The sequence below is a fragment of the Mycolicibacterium austroafricanum genome, assembly GCF_902705885.1.
In the GTDB taxonomy this organism is placed as follows: Bacteria; Actinomycetota; Actinomycetes; order Mycobacteriales; family Mycobacteriaceae; genus Mycobacterium; species Mycobacterium vanbaalenii_A.
In genome coordinates, this window is record NZ_CACSIP010000011.1 from 51,677 (window position 1) to 66,877 (window position 15,201).

13 protein-coding genes are annotated in these 15,201 nt (G+C 66.1%); 3 read left to right on the plus strand and 10 right to left on the minus strand.

What is annotated here, in order from left to right:
• Positions 1-28: 28 nt before the first annotated feature.
• From BEMPMBAN_RS08540 to BEMPMBAN_RS08550, 3 genes are all read right to left on the minus strand, one after another.
• On the minus strand, positions 29-1,513 hold the full coding sequence (locus BEMPMBAN_RS08540; protein ID WP_159229934.1) for a flavin-containing monooxygenase: 1,485 nt from the start codon (positions 1,511-1,513) through the stop codon (positions 29-31).
• 21 nt (positions 1,514-1,534) lie between these two features.
• Positions 1,535-3,817: a PE-PPE domain-containing protein gene (locus BEMPMBAN_RS08545; RefSeq protein ID WP_234897374.1), complete on the minus strand. Its 2,283-nt coding sequence runs from the start codon at positions 3,815-3,817 to the stop codon at positions 1,535-1,537.
• 553 nt (positions 3,818-4,370) lie between these two features.
• Complete coding sequence (locus BEMPMBAN_RS08550) at positions 4,371-5,165, minus strand: alpha/beta hydrolase (protein WP_159229936.1); 795 nt, start codon at positions 5,163-5,165, stop codon at positions 4,371-4,373.
• 205 nt (positions 5,166-5,370) lie between these two features.
• Between BEMPMBAN_RS08550 and BEMPMBAN_RS08555 the strand changes: the two genes are divergently transcribed.
• Together BEMPMBAN_RS08555 and BEMPMBAN_RS08560 are read left to right on the plus strand one after the other, a co-directional pair.
• Positions 5,371-6,441 carry an LLM class flavin-dependent oxidoreductase gene (locus BEMPMBAN_RS08555; protein WP_425294951.1) on the plus strand — a complete coding sequence of 357 codons (1,071 nt, stop codon included), beginning with the start codon at positions 5,371-5,373 and terminating at the stop codon, positions 6,439-6,441.
• Between the two features lie 488 nt (positions 6,442-6,929).
• Complete coding sequence (locus BEMPMBAN_RS08560; RefSeq protein ID WP_200845919.1) at positions 6,930-8,285, plus strand: hypothetical protein; 1,356 nt, start codon at positions 6,930-6,932, stop codon at positions 8,283-8,285.
• 24 nt (positions 8,286-8,309) lie between these two features.
• Here the strand turns inward: BEMPMBAN_RS08560 and BEMPMBAN_RS08565 are convergent, their stop codons facing one another.
• From BEMPMBAN_RS08565 to BEMPMBAN_RS08575, 3 genes are read right to left on the minus strand one after another with little or no spacing between them, the layout of a single operon-like run.
• Positions 8,310-9,053 carry a nitroreductase family protein gene (locus tag BEMPMBAN_RS08565; protein ID WP_159229938.1) on the minus strand — a complete coding sequence of 248 codons (744 nt, stop codon included), beginning with the start codon at positions 9,051-9,053 and terminating at the stop codon, positions 8,310-8,312.
• Positions 9,046-9,552: a DUF2505 domain-containing protein gene (locus BEMPMBAN_RS08570; RefSeq protein ID WP_159229939.1), complete on the minus strand. Its 507-nt coding sequence runs from the start codon at positions 9,550-9,552 to the stop codon at positions 9,046-9,048. Before BEMPMBAN_RS08570 ends, BEMPMBAN_RS08565 begins: the two co-directional genes overlap by 8 nt.
• Positions 9,536-10,237, minus strand: coding sequence for a flavodoxin family protein (locus tag BEMPMBAN_RS08575; protein WP_159229940.1), 702 nt, complete (start codon positions 10,235-10,237; stop codon positions 9,536-9,538). Before BEMPMBAN_RS08575 ends, BEMPMBAN_RS08570 begins: the two co-directional genes overlap by 17 nt.
• A 128-nt stretch (positions 10,238-10,365) precedes the next feature.
• On the opposite strand from BEMPMBAN_RS08575, the gene BEMPMBAN_RS08580 reads away from it, so the two are divergent.
• Positions 10,366-11,196 (plus strand): class I SAM-dependent methyltransferase, encoded by an 831-nt coding sequence (locus tag BEMPMBAN_RS08580; RefSeq protein WP_159229941.1) that lies wholly within the window; start codon positions 10,366-10,368, stop codon positions 11,194-11,196.
• Here the strand turns inward: BEMPMBAN_RS08580 and BEMPMBAN_RS08585 are convergent.
• Genes BEMPMBAN_RS08585 through BEMPMBAN_RS08600 form a run of 4 tightly spaced genes read right to left on the minus strand, consistent with a single transcriptional unit; the run spans position 11,189 to position 15,175 of the window.
• Positions 11,189-12,445 carry a phthiocerol/phthiodiolone dimycocerosyl transferase gene (locus tag BEMPMBAN_RS08585; protein ID WP_159229942.1) on the minus strand — a complete coding sequence of 419 codons (1,257 nt, stop codon included), beginning with the start codon at positions 12,443-12,445 and terminating at the stop codon, positions 11,189-11,191. The two genes, BEMPMBAN_RS08580 and BEMPMBAN_RS08585, sit on opposite strands and share 8 nt — an antisense overlap.
• Positions 12,446-12,501: 56 nt before the next feature.
• On the minus strand, positions 12,502-13,356 hold the full coding sequence (locus tag BEMPMBAN_RS08590; RefSeq protein ID WP_159229943.1) for an ABC transporter permease: 855 nt from the start codon (positions 13,354-13,356) through the stop codon (positions 12,502-12,504).
• On the minus strand, positions 13,356-14,174 hold the full coding sequence (locus BEMPMBAN_RS08595) for an ABC transporter permease (RefSeq protein WP_159229944.1): 819 nt from the start codon (positions 14,172-14,174) through the stop codon (positions 13,356-13,358). The genes BEMPMBAN_RS08590 and BEMPMBAN_RS08595 overlap by 1 nt, the downstream gene beginning before the upstream one ends.
• A complete protein-coding gene (locus tag BEMPMBAN_RS08600; protein WP_159229945.1) occupies positions 14,171-15,175 on the minus strand; it encodes an efflux ABC transporter ATPase subunit, DrrA-related in 1,005 nt (334 codons plus the stop codon). Before BEMPMBAN_RS08600 ends, BEMPMBAN_RS08595 begins: the two co-directional genes overlap by 4 nt.
• Between the last annotated feature and the right edge of the window lie 26 nt (positions 15,176-15,201).

Below are 15,201 nucleotides of genomic sequence, written 5' to 3' on the forward strand. Positions count from 1 at the left end.
ATGCGCGTGCCCGCGATCTCGCGTCAGATCAGGCTATCGCGTAGTCGCTCAGCGGGAAGCGCTCCTGCTCCTTGACCGCCTGGCGCACCGTGGTCGGCCGGAACAGCGGCGCTTCCCCGGTGCCGTTGAACCAGTACGACCGTGAGTTCGCGCAGTTGCCCAGGACGAACACCGAGTCGTCGAGCAGGGTCAGCATCCGCTCCAGGAATCGTGCGTTCGCTTCATCGGTGACCTCGAAGGTGCGGGCGCCGGTGCGCTGCAGTTCACTGAACAACCGGTCCATGTGGCGCATCTGGTACTCGACGGTGTCGAACCAGGACATGCCCACCCATGCGTATGGGCTGGCCTGGGTGAGCAGGTTCGGGAACAGTGGCACCGTCAGACCTTCATAGGCCTGGAACTTGTTCTCCCGCCACCACTTTCCGAGATTGCGGCCCTCTCTGCCGACCACCTCGATGGCAGGCAGATTGGATTCCCAGACGTCGAATCCCGTCGCCAACACCAAGGTGTCGATGGGACGTTTGGAGCCGTCCTTGCCCACGATGCCGTCCGGCTCGATGCGTTCGATGCCTGCGGTCTCCAGATGCACGTGCGACTTGTTGAACGTGCGGTAGTACACGTTCGACAGGGTCGGGCGCTTGCACCCGAAGTCGTATCCCGGCGTCAGCTTGCGGCGCAATCCCTTGTCGCGGATCGCCAGGAAGCGGTGCAGCCGGCCGATGGTGGCTGCGATCCGGTTCACCGGGCGGAACTGACGGAATCGCCACATCGCCAGCGTCACCATGATGTCCATGAACAGGTCGCTGGACACTCGCAGAACCCGTTGCGTCGCAGGGAATTTCGCGAACAGACGCTGCGCTGTGGGGCCGAACCCGAAGTCGAGTTTGGGCATCACCCAGATCGGCGTGCGCTGGTAGACGGTCAGCTCCGCCACCTCGTCGGCCAGCTTCGGAATGAGCTGCACACCGGTCGAACCGGTGCCGATGATCGCCGCCCTCTTGCCCTTCAACGAATACGAATCGTCCCACTCCTGGGCGTGCAGCACGGTGCCGGCGAAGCTGTCGATCCCGTCGATGTCGGGCTTTTTGGGCTGGCACAGGTAGCCGGTGGCCAGAATCAGGAACTGGGTGCGCAGCGTATGGCCGCCGGAGAGCGTCACCACCCACACCTGGGCTTCCTCATCCCACCGCGCGCCATCGACGACGGTGTTGAAACGCATGTAACGCCGCAGGTCGTACTTGTCGGCGACGTGCTCGGCGTAGGTCTTCAGTTCGGCGCCCGGTGCGTACAGCCGAGACCAGTACGGGTTGGGTTCGAACCGGTAGGAGTACGTCGTGGACGGGACGTCAACCGTCAGGCCTGGGTAACGGTTGACGTGCCACGTTCCACCGAGGTCGTCCTCGCGGTCGAGGATGGCGATGTTCTGGTAGCCCAGCCGGTTGAGCTGGATGGCCGCACCCATCCCACCGAATCCTGCGCCGACGATGACGGCGTCATACTGCTCCGTAGTCACGGGGCGATACTACGGGCCTTCTCAGTCATCGGATCCGCCGCCCGAATTGCTGCTCGCCGAGCTCTTCTTGTCGCTGCCGGACCCGCTGTCGGATTTGCTCTCGGACTTGCTCTCCGATTTGCTCTCGGACTTCTTGGAGTCGCTGTCGTCGCTCTTGCGATGCTTGCCGCCGGTCTCACCGGAGTCCTTCGCATCGTCCTTGGCCTCGGACGCTTCGTCGTTGGCGTCCTTGTCCTCGGCGGACGCACCGCTGTCGGTCTTGCCGTCGCTCTGCTCCTCGGCGTCGGCGTCGGCGTCGGCGTCCTCGTCGGTGACGTCCTCGTCGGTCACGTCCTCGTCGGCCGGGGCCTCGTCGGTGACGTCCTCGTCGGCCGGAGCCTCGTCAGTGACATCCTCGGTCACGTCCTCGGTCACGTCCTCGGAAGCCGGCGTCTCCTCTTCTGCGGCCGGAGCCTGCTCGAACTTCTCGCGCAGGTTCTGCACCGCGGTCGAGACGACATCGGTTGCCTCGTCGGTCTCGGTTTCGGTGGTTTCCTCGGTGGTCTCCTCCGTGGCCTCGGCCTCGTCAGAGGTGAACAGCGACGCCAGGATCGACTGCGACTCGGGCGCATCCTCGGCGCCCTCGATGGGCTCGCCGATGTAGTTGCCGTCCGCGTCGTACTGATCCTTGACCGACGGCGGGATGTAGGCACCCTTCGGGATGTCGTCGCCGACCTTCCAGTCGGCCGGCATGAACGGATCGACCTCGTTGCAGTCCGGGCACAGGACCTTGGCGAACGGCCGGACCAGGTAGGCGAAGAACGTCTCGTTCGGGTTCCAGATCTGACTCTTCGGCACGAACGGGTACCAGGTGACCATCAATGCCTCGAACAGGTTCACGGCCGCGTTCAGGTGATCGCTCAGCGACGGGGTCTCGATGCCCTCCGGTGGCGCGTTCAGGTACTCCCAGAACGAGGTGAGCTCCGCGAACGGCTCGAGGTAGACGGTCTCCCCGTACCACGGCACAGGTTCGCCGTCCTCGCCCAGTTCCTGGCCCCAATACCATTCGTTCTCGCTGACCGGGTTGAACTCCGGGGTGATGGGGCCTTCGAAGGTGAAGCCGTCCGGGCTGTACAGGTCCCAGAGCATCACCTTGAACATCTGATTGGTGAGTGCGCTGGGGTCGTCACACTGGCCGCGGCCGGTGCCCGTGCACCCCTCGTTCATCGGCAGGTTCGCCCGCGCCCAGTAGTCGGCGGCGATGCCGATCGGGGTGGACAGCGACGGGATGGGCAGCAGGAAATCGACGAACGCCCGGGTCATCTCCCTGTTGGGCGGATCCCAGCCCAGCACGTTGACCGGTGAGTAGACCCACCAACTTTCGCTGACCCGCATCGCGTTGGCGAAGCGGTTGGTCCCAGCGACCATGTTCGCGGGAACGTTGGCGAACATCTCGACGAGGTTGATCGGGATATTGAAGGGCGACGGTCCGGGGTCGTAGTCCGGAAGCGTGATCCGGGGGTCACGGTTGTAGCCCTGCTCGATGATATAGCGCAACGGCGCGTCGAGCTCGTCGGCGAGATCATCCAGACCGAGCCGGTACAGCGGGTCGAGCAGCGGCAGCTTCGGGCTCGGGGCGAAGACATACTCGATGCCGCCCTCTTCCCAGGTGCTGTTGGCGGGATCGTTGATGTCGACGTCGGTGTAGCCGTTGCCGAGGTGGTTGGTGAAGAACCCCATGGTGGCGTTGAGCACGGCCAGCACATTGAAGGGGTTGGTCGGCATGTCGCCCGTCGGGTCGTACTGGTTCATCACGTCGATGACGTTGAAGCCGCTGTCCTCCGGCCACTGCTGGCCCCACGGCACGCCGGAGCCCCCGTATTTCCGGGTCGGATTGCCGATGACGACGAAGGTCAGGTTCTCCGGTGCCGGATAGGCAACTGGGTCCTCCAAGTGGGCTGCGAGCCACTGTGAGGCGACAACCGCACCCTCGCTGAAACCGAAGATGGTGATGTCCTCACCGGGGTAGCTGGCCAGCGCCTCCTTGAGCGCGTCAACGCCGAACTGGAACTGTCCGGGTGAGCTCCAGATCGGCAGGTATTCGAGCTCGACGCAGGTGGTCGCGTCGGGGCAGTAGCTGCCGCCCAGTTGATCTTCCATGTTCACCGCGTCTGGCGACGGGTTGATGGTGATCACCTTGGCCGACAGCGTGACCGGCTGGGTGACCTGCTTGCTCATTGTGGGCGTGCCCTGGACCTGCGTCGGCGGCGCGAGGGGGGCGAGGGCGATGGCACCCGTCCCGACAAGTGCGATGCCCGTAGTCACGTACGGACGAAGCGCTGAGTGCATGTGCAAGCCTTCCAGCTGGTTGCAATGTGATGACGATCCGGTCACGGCAATGAGTGTGCGGAGATTATCACATTCCTGACGAACGCAAGGAATTGCTGTGGGAAAACTCCACGACTGCCGCTAACTCTCAGAGAAAACCACAATTACTGTCCAGCCTGCCAGAATTCCCGTGCCGTCGCGCGCCGAGACATCAGTGGCCCCGGCGTTGCCGCGGGGGGTCTGCCGCATCGCAGGCAATTCACGTGACATGCGATTTCACGAGTGTTTTGCAGGACAATCTTGCACCTGGGTGCGTCACAGCTAATCAAGGCCAACGGCAGGTGACGCACCGGTGACGAACGCGCTCGAGCCCGCGACGGGGCCGTGGGCAGCACCGCGCCCCAGCCGGCGCCAGCAACATGCTCCGCAACCCCTTCCGCTCCGCAGATGCTTTTGCTGGCGGCGTCAATTACCTATCGGCGGAGCGGTCACCAGTGTTAACACCCGTCGCAGCGGCACCACACCGGTCGACGGTGGAATCACGGTGGAATCAGAAGCCGCGGTCGCCGAGCCACGCATGGATGCGTTCGGCCACAACCTGCCAGCCGGGTTCGAGCATCATGTTGTGGCCCAGGTCAGGGAAGAATTCCGGTTCCGTGCCGTAGGCGCGGGCGGTCGCACGCACCTCCGCGGCGGTCACCGCACCGTCGTGACCAGCCCCCAGGACGAGAAGCGGGGCACGCACCCGTTTGGGACGTGGCAGCGCAATGAGACCGTCGACGCCGGACCGTGCGCTCTCCTCCTGCAATCGCGCAGCGTAGGACGTCACCAAATCGTCGGGGGTGTGCGGGGAGAAGAACCGCTCCCGCGCCAGCGAGGACGTGCTGACGTAGGCCAACGACCGTCCGGATGCGGAGAGCTTCAGAAAGTGCCAGGGGTGGCGGCGCAACCAACGCAGACCGGAACCGAGGTAGCCCTTCGGGGGTGCCGACGCCATCAGCACCCCGGCGGGGATGTCGCGGGATTCCAGGAACTTCTGGACGACGAACCCGCCCATCGAGTGACCGATCACCACCGGAGGCGTGGGCAGACTCTCAGCCACCGCGCAGACGTCGCTGACGTAATCGGCGATCGACAGCGCGCGCAACGGCTTGGTGGCGGCGCTGTTGCCGTGGCCCTGCAGGCTGGGCGCCACCGCGCGGTAGCCTCTGTCGGCGAAGAAGTCCAGGAAATGTTCGTCCCAGCACCACGCGGCGTGCCACGCCCCGTGGACGAACAGCAGCGGGACCGGATGTGCCGGGCTGGTCGAGCCCTTGTCGATCACCTCGAGCGCAGCAGGTGACATGACAGGTTCGGCGCCTTTTCGATGGAGGGTCCCCGAGCGGGGAACGAGCCGGTCAAACCTACCATCCGAGTTGCCGATGCCCGGCGGTAGTACCGTCCGTACCATGACTTTCCGTGCGCGGTCTGCTGCGCCCAGATTCCGTTTCGGACTGCTCGACGGGATCGTGAACACCCGGGTCTCACCGACGCTGTTGCCGTCCGCGGCGATGCTGACCGCCAGAGCCACCGGCGCCGATTCGTTCTGGGTGGGCGACCACATCAACTCACTGGTGCCACGCTCCATCGCCACCCCTGAGCACCTCGGCCCCGCCTCCCGGTTGGTCCCCAAGGTCGACGCCATCCTGGAACCGTGGACCATGTTGGGCCATCTCGCCGCACGCAACCGCCTGCGCCGGTTGCGCTTCGGGGTCTGTGTGACCGACGCCAGCCGCCGCCATCCCGTGGTGACCGCGCAGGCCGCAGCGACGCTGCACCTGCTCACCCGTGGCCGGGCGATCCTCGGCATCGGCGTCGGGGAGAGGGAGGGCAACGAGCCTTACGGGGTGGAATGGTCCAAACCGGTGGCGAGGTTCGTCGAAGCGCTCGCGACCATCCGGGCGCTGTGGGAGTCCGGTGGCGAACCGGTGACACGCGAGTCGGCGTACTTCCCGATGCGGCACGCGGTGTTCGATCTTCCGCCGTACAAGGGCAAGTGGCCCGAGATCTGGGTCGCCGCCCACGGGCCCAGGATGCTGCGGGCCACCGGACGCTATGCCGACGGCTGGGTGCCCTTCGTGATCTCGCGACCGGCCGACTATGCGCGGGCGCTCGAAGGGGTGCGCACCGCCGCCTCCGACAACGGCCGGGACCCGATGTCGATCACCCCGGCGGTCAACCGCACGGTGGTCACCGGTCGCACCCGCGACGACGTCGACGAGGCGCTGGACTCGGTGATCGTCAAGTCCGTCGCCCTGGCGGCGCCCGCGGAGGCGTGGGCGCGGCACGGGGTCGAGCATCCCCTCGGGTCTGACTTCTCGGGCGTGCAGGACCTGGTGCCGCAGATGATCGACCAGCAGACCGCGCTGTCCTACACCGCTCGCGTGCCGGCGTCGCTGATGAAGGAGATCTGCTTCCACGGGACGGCCGACGAGGTCCTCGACCAGGTGGCCGAGTGGCGCGACCACGGACTGCGATATCTGCTCGTCATCAACGGCAGCCAACTGAACCCCAAACTGCGCAAGGGCATGGCGGCGACGATGCCGTACAACGCGGTTCTGCGCGGACTCAGGAAGCTCTGAGTGCTCGCCGGGCGGTTTGCCGATGGCGGCGCCCCTCCCCCGACGGACGACCGGCCCGACAACGGGGCCCGTCCCGTCCCGCGGTTGCTCGAATCCGGCGTCGACGCGCCGTAACGTGCAGTCCTCGGTCCGCTGACCGGAGGGCGACTGCAGCGTGCGGGCGGCGGTCGCGTCGGTGTTCGCTCCGCGAACTCGAGGGGCTTGATGCTGCTCAGTGCCGGTATGACGCCGGAAACCCGCCGATGGCAGCATATTTCGCGCGAGCGTCAATTTATGCGTCGCCCTCCACCACCCTTTCGGCGAGACTGGCGACATGCGGTCGGGTGGTCCTGACGCTGGTCGGACCGTCGGCGCGGCCGGTGACCACGGTTCGCTGTCGGTCCGCGGGCGGCGAATTGTGAATGTTTGCCGAACCGGCGGGCTCCGCCGTGTGGGACAGGGTATGGTCATGCGGTCATTCGAAGTAACTGCCTGAAGAGATGGATGTCATGCGAGTAGCTGTGAAACCGGTCATCACAACCGGCGTGGCCCTGGTGGGAGCCAGCGTCATCGCCGTCGCGCCCATCGAGCCGCCGGCACAGACCGCCGCCCGGGTGGTCGAGCAGGACGTCAGCCTGACCGCGTCGTCGCTGGCGTACGTGCCGATCAACATGATCGAGCACGCCCTCAGCGCACCGGCCAACATGGTCGCAGCGCTGGATCGACTCGCCAGCGCCATGGTGATCAGCGGGAGCTGGAACGACTCCCACCCGAACAACGTCTGGGGCTGGGATCCCGCCAATCCCGCCATGTTCCGGGAGATGATCAACACCCTCATCCCGTTCCCGGCGTTCTCCCAGCCGTGGGGGACGCACTTGGACTGGTGGGTCACGGCGAACTTCCCGATGTATGCGGGTTGCGCCTACGAGTGCGAGGACCTGCCCGGGATGCTCGACAGGATGTTCAAGGTCCCGATGAGCGAGTTCTACAGCGAGGACGGCTACACCTTCCCCACCGTCATCAACCCGATCGACGGTCAGGAGACAGAGTGGTCCGAACAGACGGTGAAGCTGGACCCGGCCGAGCCCATCCAGTCGGTCTGGGACTCGCTGGTCGCCGAGCCGACGGGCATCAAGACCGTCACGTGGTACGAGATCGTCACTGCCGTAGCGAATTTCGGGGCCGCACTCCAGGTCACCGGCCATCTGCCCGACTGGGTCGCCGTCCGCGAGATCGAGCAGTTCTTCAAGTACTTCCTGCCGGCCCCGGAAGAGGAGGTCGAGGAGTCGGGCGCCGACGACCAGACGGTTCTGCTCGCCGCGTCCAATGCCGTCGTCGCCGACGGACCCGAAATGGTCGACGTTTCCACCCTGGCCGCCTCGAGCGCACCGGACTCCGACACCGCTGAGGTGGCCGCCGATCAGACTTCCGCAGGCGAGACGCTGGAATCCGAGGCGGTGGACTCCCCTGTCGAGTCCCCACTCTCGGTCGTGGACAAGGCCACCGACGCGTTGAAGCAGAAGTTCGCGTCCGTCCAGGACGCGGACGAGGACGAGACCGATGAGGTGTCGGACGTCGACAGCGAGGACGCTGACGAGGCCGCCGAGGATCAGGCCGACAGCGACGACACTGCCGCTGCCGACAGCGAAGACGCTGCCACCGACAACGACGACGACACTGCCACCGACGACGACAACGACGATCGCAGCGAGGCCGCCCCCTCCACGAGCACGGGCGGCAAGCACCGCAAGGCCGACGACTCGAGCGATACCGGGTCTTCGAAGGACCGCAAGTCCGACAGCAAGTCGTCCAGCGATTCGTCCGGTGGAGACAGCAAGTCGTCCGGCGGAGACAGCAAGGACTGACGCGTCACCCGGGGATGGGCGCCCTCAGTCGGTGCCCATCCACGGGCGGTTGCCGTAGGTGTTGAAGTGCATCACCTCGGCGACCGGCCGGCGAGTGGTCGGGCCGTAGCGACCCCGCGGCCAACCAAGTGGCACGACACAGCACGGGGTCACCGACACCGGTAGGCCGAGCGTGCGGCGCGTGGAGGTGACGCTCCACAGCGGCAGCGTGATCAACGAGGCGCCCAGACCCATCGCCCGCGCCGCCAGCAGCAGGTTCTGCACGCTCGGGTAGATGGACCCGAAGAAACCGGACAGTGCGGCGTGCGGCATCGGCACGAACGGGACGCGACCGTCCTTGGCGCCCAGTCGCAGGCACGCCACGATCAGCACGGGCACCTCGGTGAAGTGGTCCACCTGCCACTGGACCGCGCGGGCCGTCTTGGCCATGGATGGGTCCTTTTTGGCGGCCCGGCGAATGACGGTCTGATAGTAGAGGTTCCAGGCCTGGCGGTATCGTTTGGCGAGCTTCTTCTTGGTCTCGAAGTCCTTCACGACGATGAATTCCCAGTTCTGCCCGTTGGCCCCGGTCGGTGCGTGCAGGGCCACCTCCAGGCACTTCATCACGATGGCGTCGTCGATCGGGTCCGGGTAGACACGCCGGACCGCACGCTGGGTCAGCATCGCTTCGATCAGCGGCATCTCAAGGCGGGCAAGCGCTTCCGGGGTTGTCGGAACCTCCCCGGGGGTGTAGGTGTAGCGAGCGTCGGATTCGGGCGTGTCAGGCATTGGTTGATATCCAATCCGAGGTGAAACGTTGGAGCGCAGGGATCTCGACGACGATCTGATCGCAGATGTACTTCTCGATCCGGCCTCCGACGAGCGGGAACCTGACTTCGACGGTTCCCGACAGCGACAGGCCCGATCCGGCCGGTCGTGGAGCCAGCAGAGCCGCGCCGACCGCGGACCCCGGAACCCCGGAGGCCGCGAGCGTGACCTCGCCGGTCACCCTGTCGTCATCGGTCGGCCGCCACGTCTCGGTACGTAAGAGCTTCAGATCGCCGGGGAACACCTTGGCGAGCACACCAGGCAGCACATCGTGGCGCAGATCCTGGGTGGTGGCCACCGAGATGGTGCCGTCCGACTCGACCGACAGTGTGTCCAATGTGGTCGCGCCGCCGCCGAACTCGGCGATCCTGGCCTGCCAGTAGGTCCTGTTTCCGAACGCCGAACAGATCTTCGCGACACTGGCCGGTGAATCGGTGTGGACGTCAAAGGGGCGTGGCATCGCGCCCACCGAACAACCGATCCGCGAGCTTGCCCGCGAACTTGCGGGCCTGATCCACCTGTCCGTCACTGATGTTGGTGGGTGGAAGTTTCACGCCGAGGTAGCGCTCGCGGTACTCCCCCGATCCCAGATAGCTCGCCAAAGACAGCAGGGAGGGCAGTTCGCCGCCGGGATAACCGAAATGGATGCTGTCGGCGAAACGGCCACCCTGTTTGTCGGCGAGTTCGCGCACCGCTTCCAGGTTGCCGCGCCATTTGCGCCGGCACACCACGAACACTGCGTAGGGCTTACCGTCGAGCAGGGGCGCGGCCTCGGCGGACTTCAGGAACGAACGCAGTGGCATGCTGACCGTGTCCCACCAGGTGGGCGAACCCAGGCAGATCAGGTCGTAGTCTCCGGCGCGCACCGCATCGGGAGTGCGGATCTCGCCCGTCTCACCCCGGTTCTGCGCGGGCAGCACGCTGAGCATGTCCGGCCACACCTTGCGCATCGGGAATCGCGAGAACCGTTCGGAGTACCGGGGATCGATGAACTCGATGGGAGCCATGTGCACCTGGCATCCGCGCTGGCGGAAGGCCTCCGCGGCGCCGTCGAGCACCTTCTGCGTCTGCCCTGTATAGGAGTAGTAGACGAACAACACCCTGCGCGCGGCATCATCGCGAGGCTGCCCGGCATCGTCGGTCATCGTGAACACCCCTCGGGCACATCCGCTGAATACACATCCGCTCCTTTCGCTGTGAGCCCGGCGCCTGTGTCAGGCCGCAGGGCCACGCTGATTGTCCCGCAGGGGCGTTTACGCATAACCTCTGGTGCATGACCGAGAAGGTTTCCATCGATCTCACCGGCCCCGCGCAGACGATGCTGACGACCCTGTACCTCAAAGCGCTGGATGCCGACTTCGAGTGCCCGGTGCTCGGCGACCGGTTCGCCAAGGAGGCCATCGGCCGCATCGACTACGACTGGCGCGAGCTCGGTGTGAGCGGCAAGTGGGCCCCGCTGGTCACCGTGCGCACCGCGCAGTACGACATCTGGGCCCGTCAGTTCCTGGCCGTCCACGGTGAGTGCACCGTCGTGCACCTGGGCTGCGGGTTGGACAGCCGGGTCTTCCGGATCGACCCCGGACCCGAGGTGCAGTGGTACGACGTCGACTTTCCCGATGTGATCGCGTTGCGTGAGCAGATCTATCCCAGCCGGCCGAACTATCATCTGCTCCCCACCCCCGCGACCGAATTGTCTTGGCTCGAACAGATTCCGGCGGATCGGCCGGTGCTGTTCCTCGCCGAGGGCATCAGCATGTACCTGACCGAGGAGGAAGGCATCGCCCTGCTGCGCGGCGTCGTCGACCGATTCGGTTCGGGCGAGTTGCAGATCGACTTCTACAACTGGGTCGGCATCCGGTCTCAGAAAACCCAGACGTTGGTGCGACGGACCGGATCCGAACTGTTCTGGGCTGTCAACAGTCCCCGCGACATCCTGGACCAGGTGCCGGGCACCCGGCTGCTGGCGGTGGCGACGTTGTTCGACGCGAGTACCGCAGCCCGGGCGTCGAGGCCGTTTCGTGTCCTGGGCCGCGCAGTGCGTGCGATACCGCCGTTGCGAACGGCGTTGCAGTACCACCGCTACGCGTTCGGGCCCGTCAGCTGACACCGTCTGCTGCCTGTCGCGCCGCGACGCTGGTGAGCAGCGCCTCGATCGCCTGCACCGACTTCTCGGGTTCCGGTCCGTGCGAGTGGTATTCGATCATCAGTCGGCCGGCGAAGATCTTGCTGGTGTAGATCTCGATGCCGGAGCTCACCGCGAAGTACAGCTCGCCGTGGCTGCCCGTCAGCTCCATGTCCGGTGGGGTGCGCATCGGCGGCACGATGCCGTTGTCGGTGAACATCACGACATCGGGCAAACCGGGCGGATTGCCCACGTACTGCGGGCTGAAATGCAGGAAGCTCTGCTGGATCACACCTTCGGCGATGTCTTTCTTGAAGGTGTCGTTGATGTCGCGCGCGAGGTCGACGACATCGGTGCCCGACTCGATCTCGGCCAGGTAGGTGGCGATACCCACCGGATTCGTACACTCCGTCGCCGAGACCGGCGGCGACAGCAGGTATCGCAGGTCGACCGGATACACGTAGGGTACCGGGATGTTCGGGGTGTTGCGCAGCTGCCACTCGGCGGTCAGCACCGTCGCCGACAGCAGGCTGTTGAGACCGAGCTTGTTCGCCCGGCAGAACGCGATGATGTTCTCGGTGTCCCGCTCGGAGAGCTTGCAGTACGCCATCGGAACCAGCTGCGGCAGCACCGGATTGACCTCTGACGGGGCGCGCCGCGACGGGGGTAGATCGTAGGCGAACATGGCGGCCAGCAGACGTTCCAGACCGGATCTGGGCTTCTTCTCCACCTTCCTGTCGGCCAGGACCACCTCGAGCGGGTCCGGCGCGGAGTGCACGGTCACCGGTTTGGCGGCACCGGTGGTGACCAGATCGGTGTAGGTGGAGAACAGTTCCTCGACGAGGCTGAACTGATGGTGGCCGTCGGCCAGGCTGTGGTGGATGTAGAGCGTCGGCTGCGCCTGCCCGTCGCGCAGTATGAGTCGCAGGTGCACCAGTGACGCCGTCTGGTCGAAGATCAGCGGTGGCGCCGGTGCGTCACCCGCCAGCTCGACCACCTCGATCCCGGGATGCATCAGGTCGTCGAGGACGATCTCCCAGCGGCCGTCGGGCGACTGTTCCAGATGCCCGCCCAACACCGGATGTGCCTGCAGCAGCGCATCAAAAGCCTCGGACATCGCGTCGGCGTCGACGGTCCCCTTCACCTCTGCGCCCAGCCCGACGAAGTTGTGCGTTTCGGCGAACATCTCCTCGCTGCGCGCAAGCTTGCGGATACCGGAAGAAGGAAACATGTTGTCGGAGCTCCCTAAGAGGTCGGAAACGGTCTGGTGGTCACCGGGGATTGGGGTCAACCACGCTTGCTGGCCTTGCGATACCCGATCGCCAACGGCACCAGGCACGCCGCGAAGATGCCCACCGACCACACCATCGTCCACATCACGGGTTCGGCGATCGGCCCTTCGAGAGCCAGGCCCCGCATCGCCTCGATGGTGTAGCTGACGGGCTGGTGCTCGACGATCGGTTGCAGCCAGTCCGGGTACTGATCGAGCGGCACGAACCCGATCGAGAAGAACATCAGCATGGCGATGATGATCTCGGTGGCCTGCGGCACGATCGTGTTCGACGAGTACAGCGCCAACGTGAGCACCGCCGCCGACAGCGCGACCCCGAAGACCGCCGGCATGAACACCCAGGCGATGGCCGCCGGAATCCCCTGTTCGAAGCGAAAGCCCAGGGCCACCCCGACGCCCAGCACGACCAGCGTGATCACCACCATCCGGACCACGTCGGCGGTCAGCCGGGCGAGCAGGCCCGCACCGCGGTGCACCGGCACCACCCAGAACCGCGACAACAGGCCGACCTCACGCTCGCGCATGATGTTGACCGCCCCGATGATCGCGCCGGTCATCCCGCCGACCAGAGCGACCAGCGGCACCTGGCCGTAGAGGCCGCTGTTGCCGGTGACCGCCTCGATGCCGTCGCCGAGCACGATGTCCAGCGCCACCAGGAAGCCCGCGGGCATCACGAGTGACTGCACCAGGGTCGCGGGGTCACGGCTCCAGCGGCGCAGGATGCGCGCGGTGAGCACCCACGTCTGCGGAATCAGCCGCCTCGGCGAGTTCTCCCACACCCGTTGCATCCGGTGCCTGCCACCGGGCCGGTGGGGGGCCTGAGCCGCAGACGGCTGCGCAGCGACGGTCATCAGCGCCGCCTCCGGGACACCACGGCGTGCAGCGAGACCGCCACCACGATGCAGGCCACCGCCCACACCAGCCCGGGCGCAAGCACCGACCACGTCACCTCGGGTGCTGCGTCGGTGCTGTCACCGGCGAACGCCTGCAACCCGTAGACCCACTGGGACAGCGGCTGGTTGCGGACGAATCCCTGTATCCACTCGGGAAAGTTCTCGACCGGCTGCAGACCGACCGAGGCCAACCCCAGCGTCAGCTGGGGCACCAGCATCAGCGGTGCGGTCGCCTCCGGATTCTCGGTCGCGATACCGATCAGGTCACCGATGAACGCCAGCGCCGCACCGATGAGCAACGCGAAACCGACGAATCCGACCGCGTACAGCACGCCCTCGTGGAATCGGAACCCGATGACGTAGCCGCAGAGCACCGACACCGTCAGCGCGATGCAGCAGCGGTACATGCTCGCGGTCATCCGGGAGGCCAGCGGGGTCAGCGAGGCGATCGGCATCGCCCGGAACCGCCGGTTGATGCCCTGCACCGAGTCGGTCGCCGACCGGAACGCCGCCGACACCGCCGCGAACCAGATCGCCTGCAACACGATCAGCGGGGTCAGGTACTGGGCGTAGTTGCTCAACGGCTGCACCGCACCCATCAGCTGCTTGAGCGGCAGGTAGTAGCCGATCGTGAAGACGATCGAGCCGATGATCTGGGTGGCCAGCTCCCCGTTACGCAGCGTGGGGGTGATCATGCGGGCAGTCAGCACCCACCACTGCTGGACGGTGGACACCGGCGGCCGGGCGGTGTGCGGAACCGTGGACTGGTCGATCACGCGTATGCGTCCGCTGCCTCGAGGTCATCTGTCCGGTCCTGCCGGGCCCGGCCGGCGTCGCCGGTGAGTGCGAGGAAGACCTCATCGAGGGAGGGCCGGCGCAACGCGATGTCCATCAGCTCGATGTCGGCGTCCTCGAGCCGGTGCAGTGCCTCCATCAGCGACTTGGGGCCGTCGGGCGCGGGCATCGAGATCCGGTCGGAGGTCTCCGACAGCGTCGCCCGGATCGTGTCGGGCAGCATCGAGCCCAGTACCGACACCATCGCGGGCAGGTCGTGCACATGGCGGGGCACGATCTCGCAGTAGGTGCCGCCGGTGCGTTCCTTGAGCTGGTCGGCGGTGCCCTCGGCGATCACGGTGCCCTTGTCGATGACGATGATGCGGTCGCTGAGCAGGTCGGCTTCCTCGAGGTACTGCGTGGTCAGCAGCGTGGCGATACCGGCGTCCTTGAAGTCGGTCACCAGCTCCCAGATCGCCTGCCTGCTGCGCGGATCCAGCCCGGTGGTCGGCTCGTCGAGGAACACCACCTCGGGCCGCACCACCAGCCCGCAGGCGATGTCGATGCGACGTTTCATGCCGCCGGAGTAGTTGCCGACCGGACGGTCTGCGGCGTCCACCAGGTCGAACTGCTCCAGCAGTTCCTGCGAACGCTCCTTGGCCAGCTTCTTCTTCAGACCCTGCAGGCGCCCGAACATCAACAGGTTCTCGCGGCCGGTCAGCAGGTCGTCGAGCGCGACGTGCTGACCGGTCAGCATCAGCGAGCGACGGACCCCGGCGGGATCGCTGACGACGTCGTGCCCCGCGATCAGAGCACGCCCGCTGTCCGGGGTGATCAGCGTTGACAGGATGTTGACCGTCGTCGTCTTCCCCGCGCCGTTGGGACCGAGTAGCCCCAGCACCTCGCCGCGCTCCACCTCGAAACTGACGTCGCGCAGCGCGGCGACCTCACCGAAGGACTTCTTGATCCCAGCGACGATCACCGCCTTGTCAGAGCTGACCATGCGCTCCTCCTGCCTGATCACGCCCG

Bases quoted from the DNA above. Each gene is read 5' to 3' on its own strand.
- BEMPMBAN_RS08575 (WP_159229940.1), bottom strand. From the start codon at position 10,237: ATGACCGACGATGCCGGGCAGCCTCGCGATGATGCCGCGCGCAGGGTG.
- BEMPMBAN_RS08580 (WP_159229941.1), top strand. From the start codon at position 10,366: ATGACCGAGAAGGTTTCCATCGATCTCACCGGCCCCGCGCAGACGATG.
- BEMPMBAN_RS08590 (WP_159229943.1), bottom strand. From the start codon at position 13,356: ATGACCGTCGCTGCGCAGCCGTCTGCGGCTCAGGCCCCCCACCGGCCC.
- BEMPMBAN_RS08565 (WP_159229938.1), bottom strand. From the start codon at position 9,053: ATGCCTGACACGCCCGAATCCGACGCTCGCTACACCTACACCCCCGGG.
- BEMPMBAN_RS08570 (WP_159229939.1), bottom strand. From the start codon at position 9,552: ATGCCACGCCCCTTTGACGTCCACACCGATTCACCGGCCAGTGTCGCG.
- BEMPMBAN_RS08585 (WP_159229942.1), bottom strand. From the start codon at position 12,445: ATGTTTCCTTCTTCCGGTATCCGCAAGCTTGCGCGCAGCGAGGAGATG.
- BEMPMBAN_RS08550 (WP_159229936.1), bottom strand. From the start codon at position 5,165: ATGTCACCTGCTGCGCTCGAGGTGATCGACAAGGGCTCGACCAGCCCG.
- BEMPMBAN_RS08555 (WP_425294951.1), top strand. From the start codon at position 5,371: ATGCTGACCGCCAGAGCCACCGGCGCCGATTCGTTCTGGGTGGGCGAC.
- BEMPMBAN_RS08560 (WP_200845919.1), top strand. From the start codon at position 6,930: ATGCGAGTAGCTGTGAAACCGGTCATCACAACCGGCGTGGCCCTGGTG.
- BEMPMBAN_RS08600 (WP_159229945.1), bottom strand. From the start codon at position 15,175: ATGGTCAGCTCTGACAAGGCGGTGATCGTCGCTGGGATCAAGAAGTCC.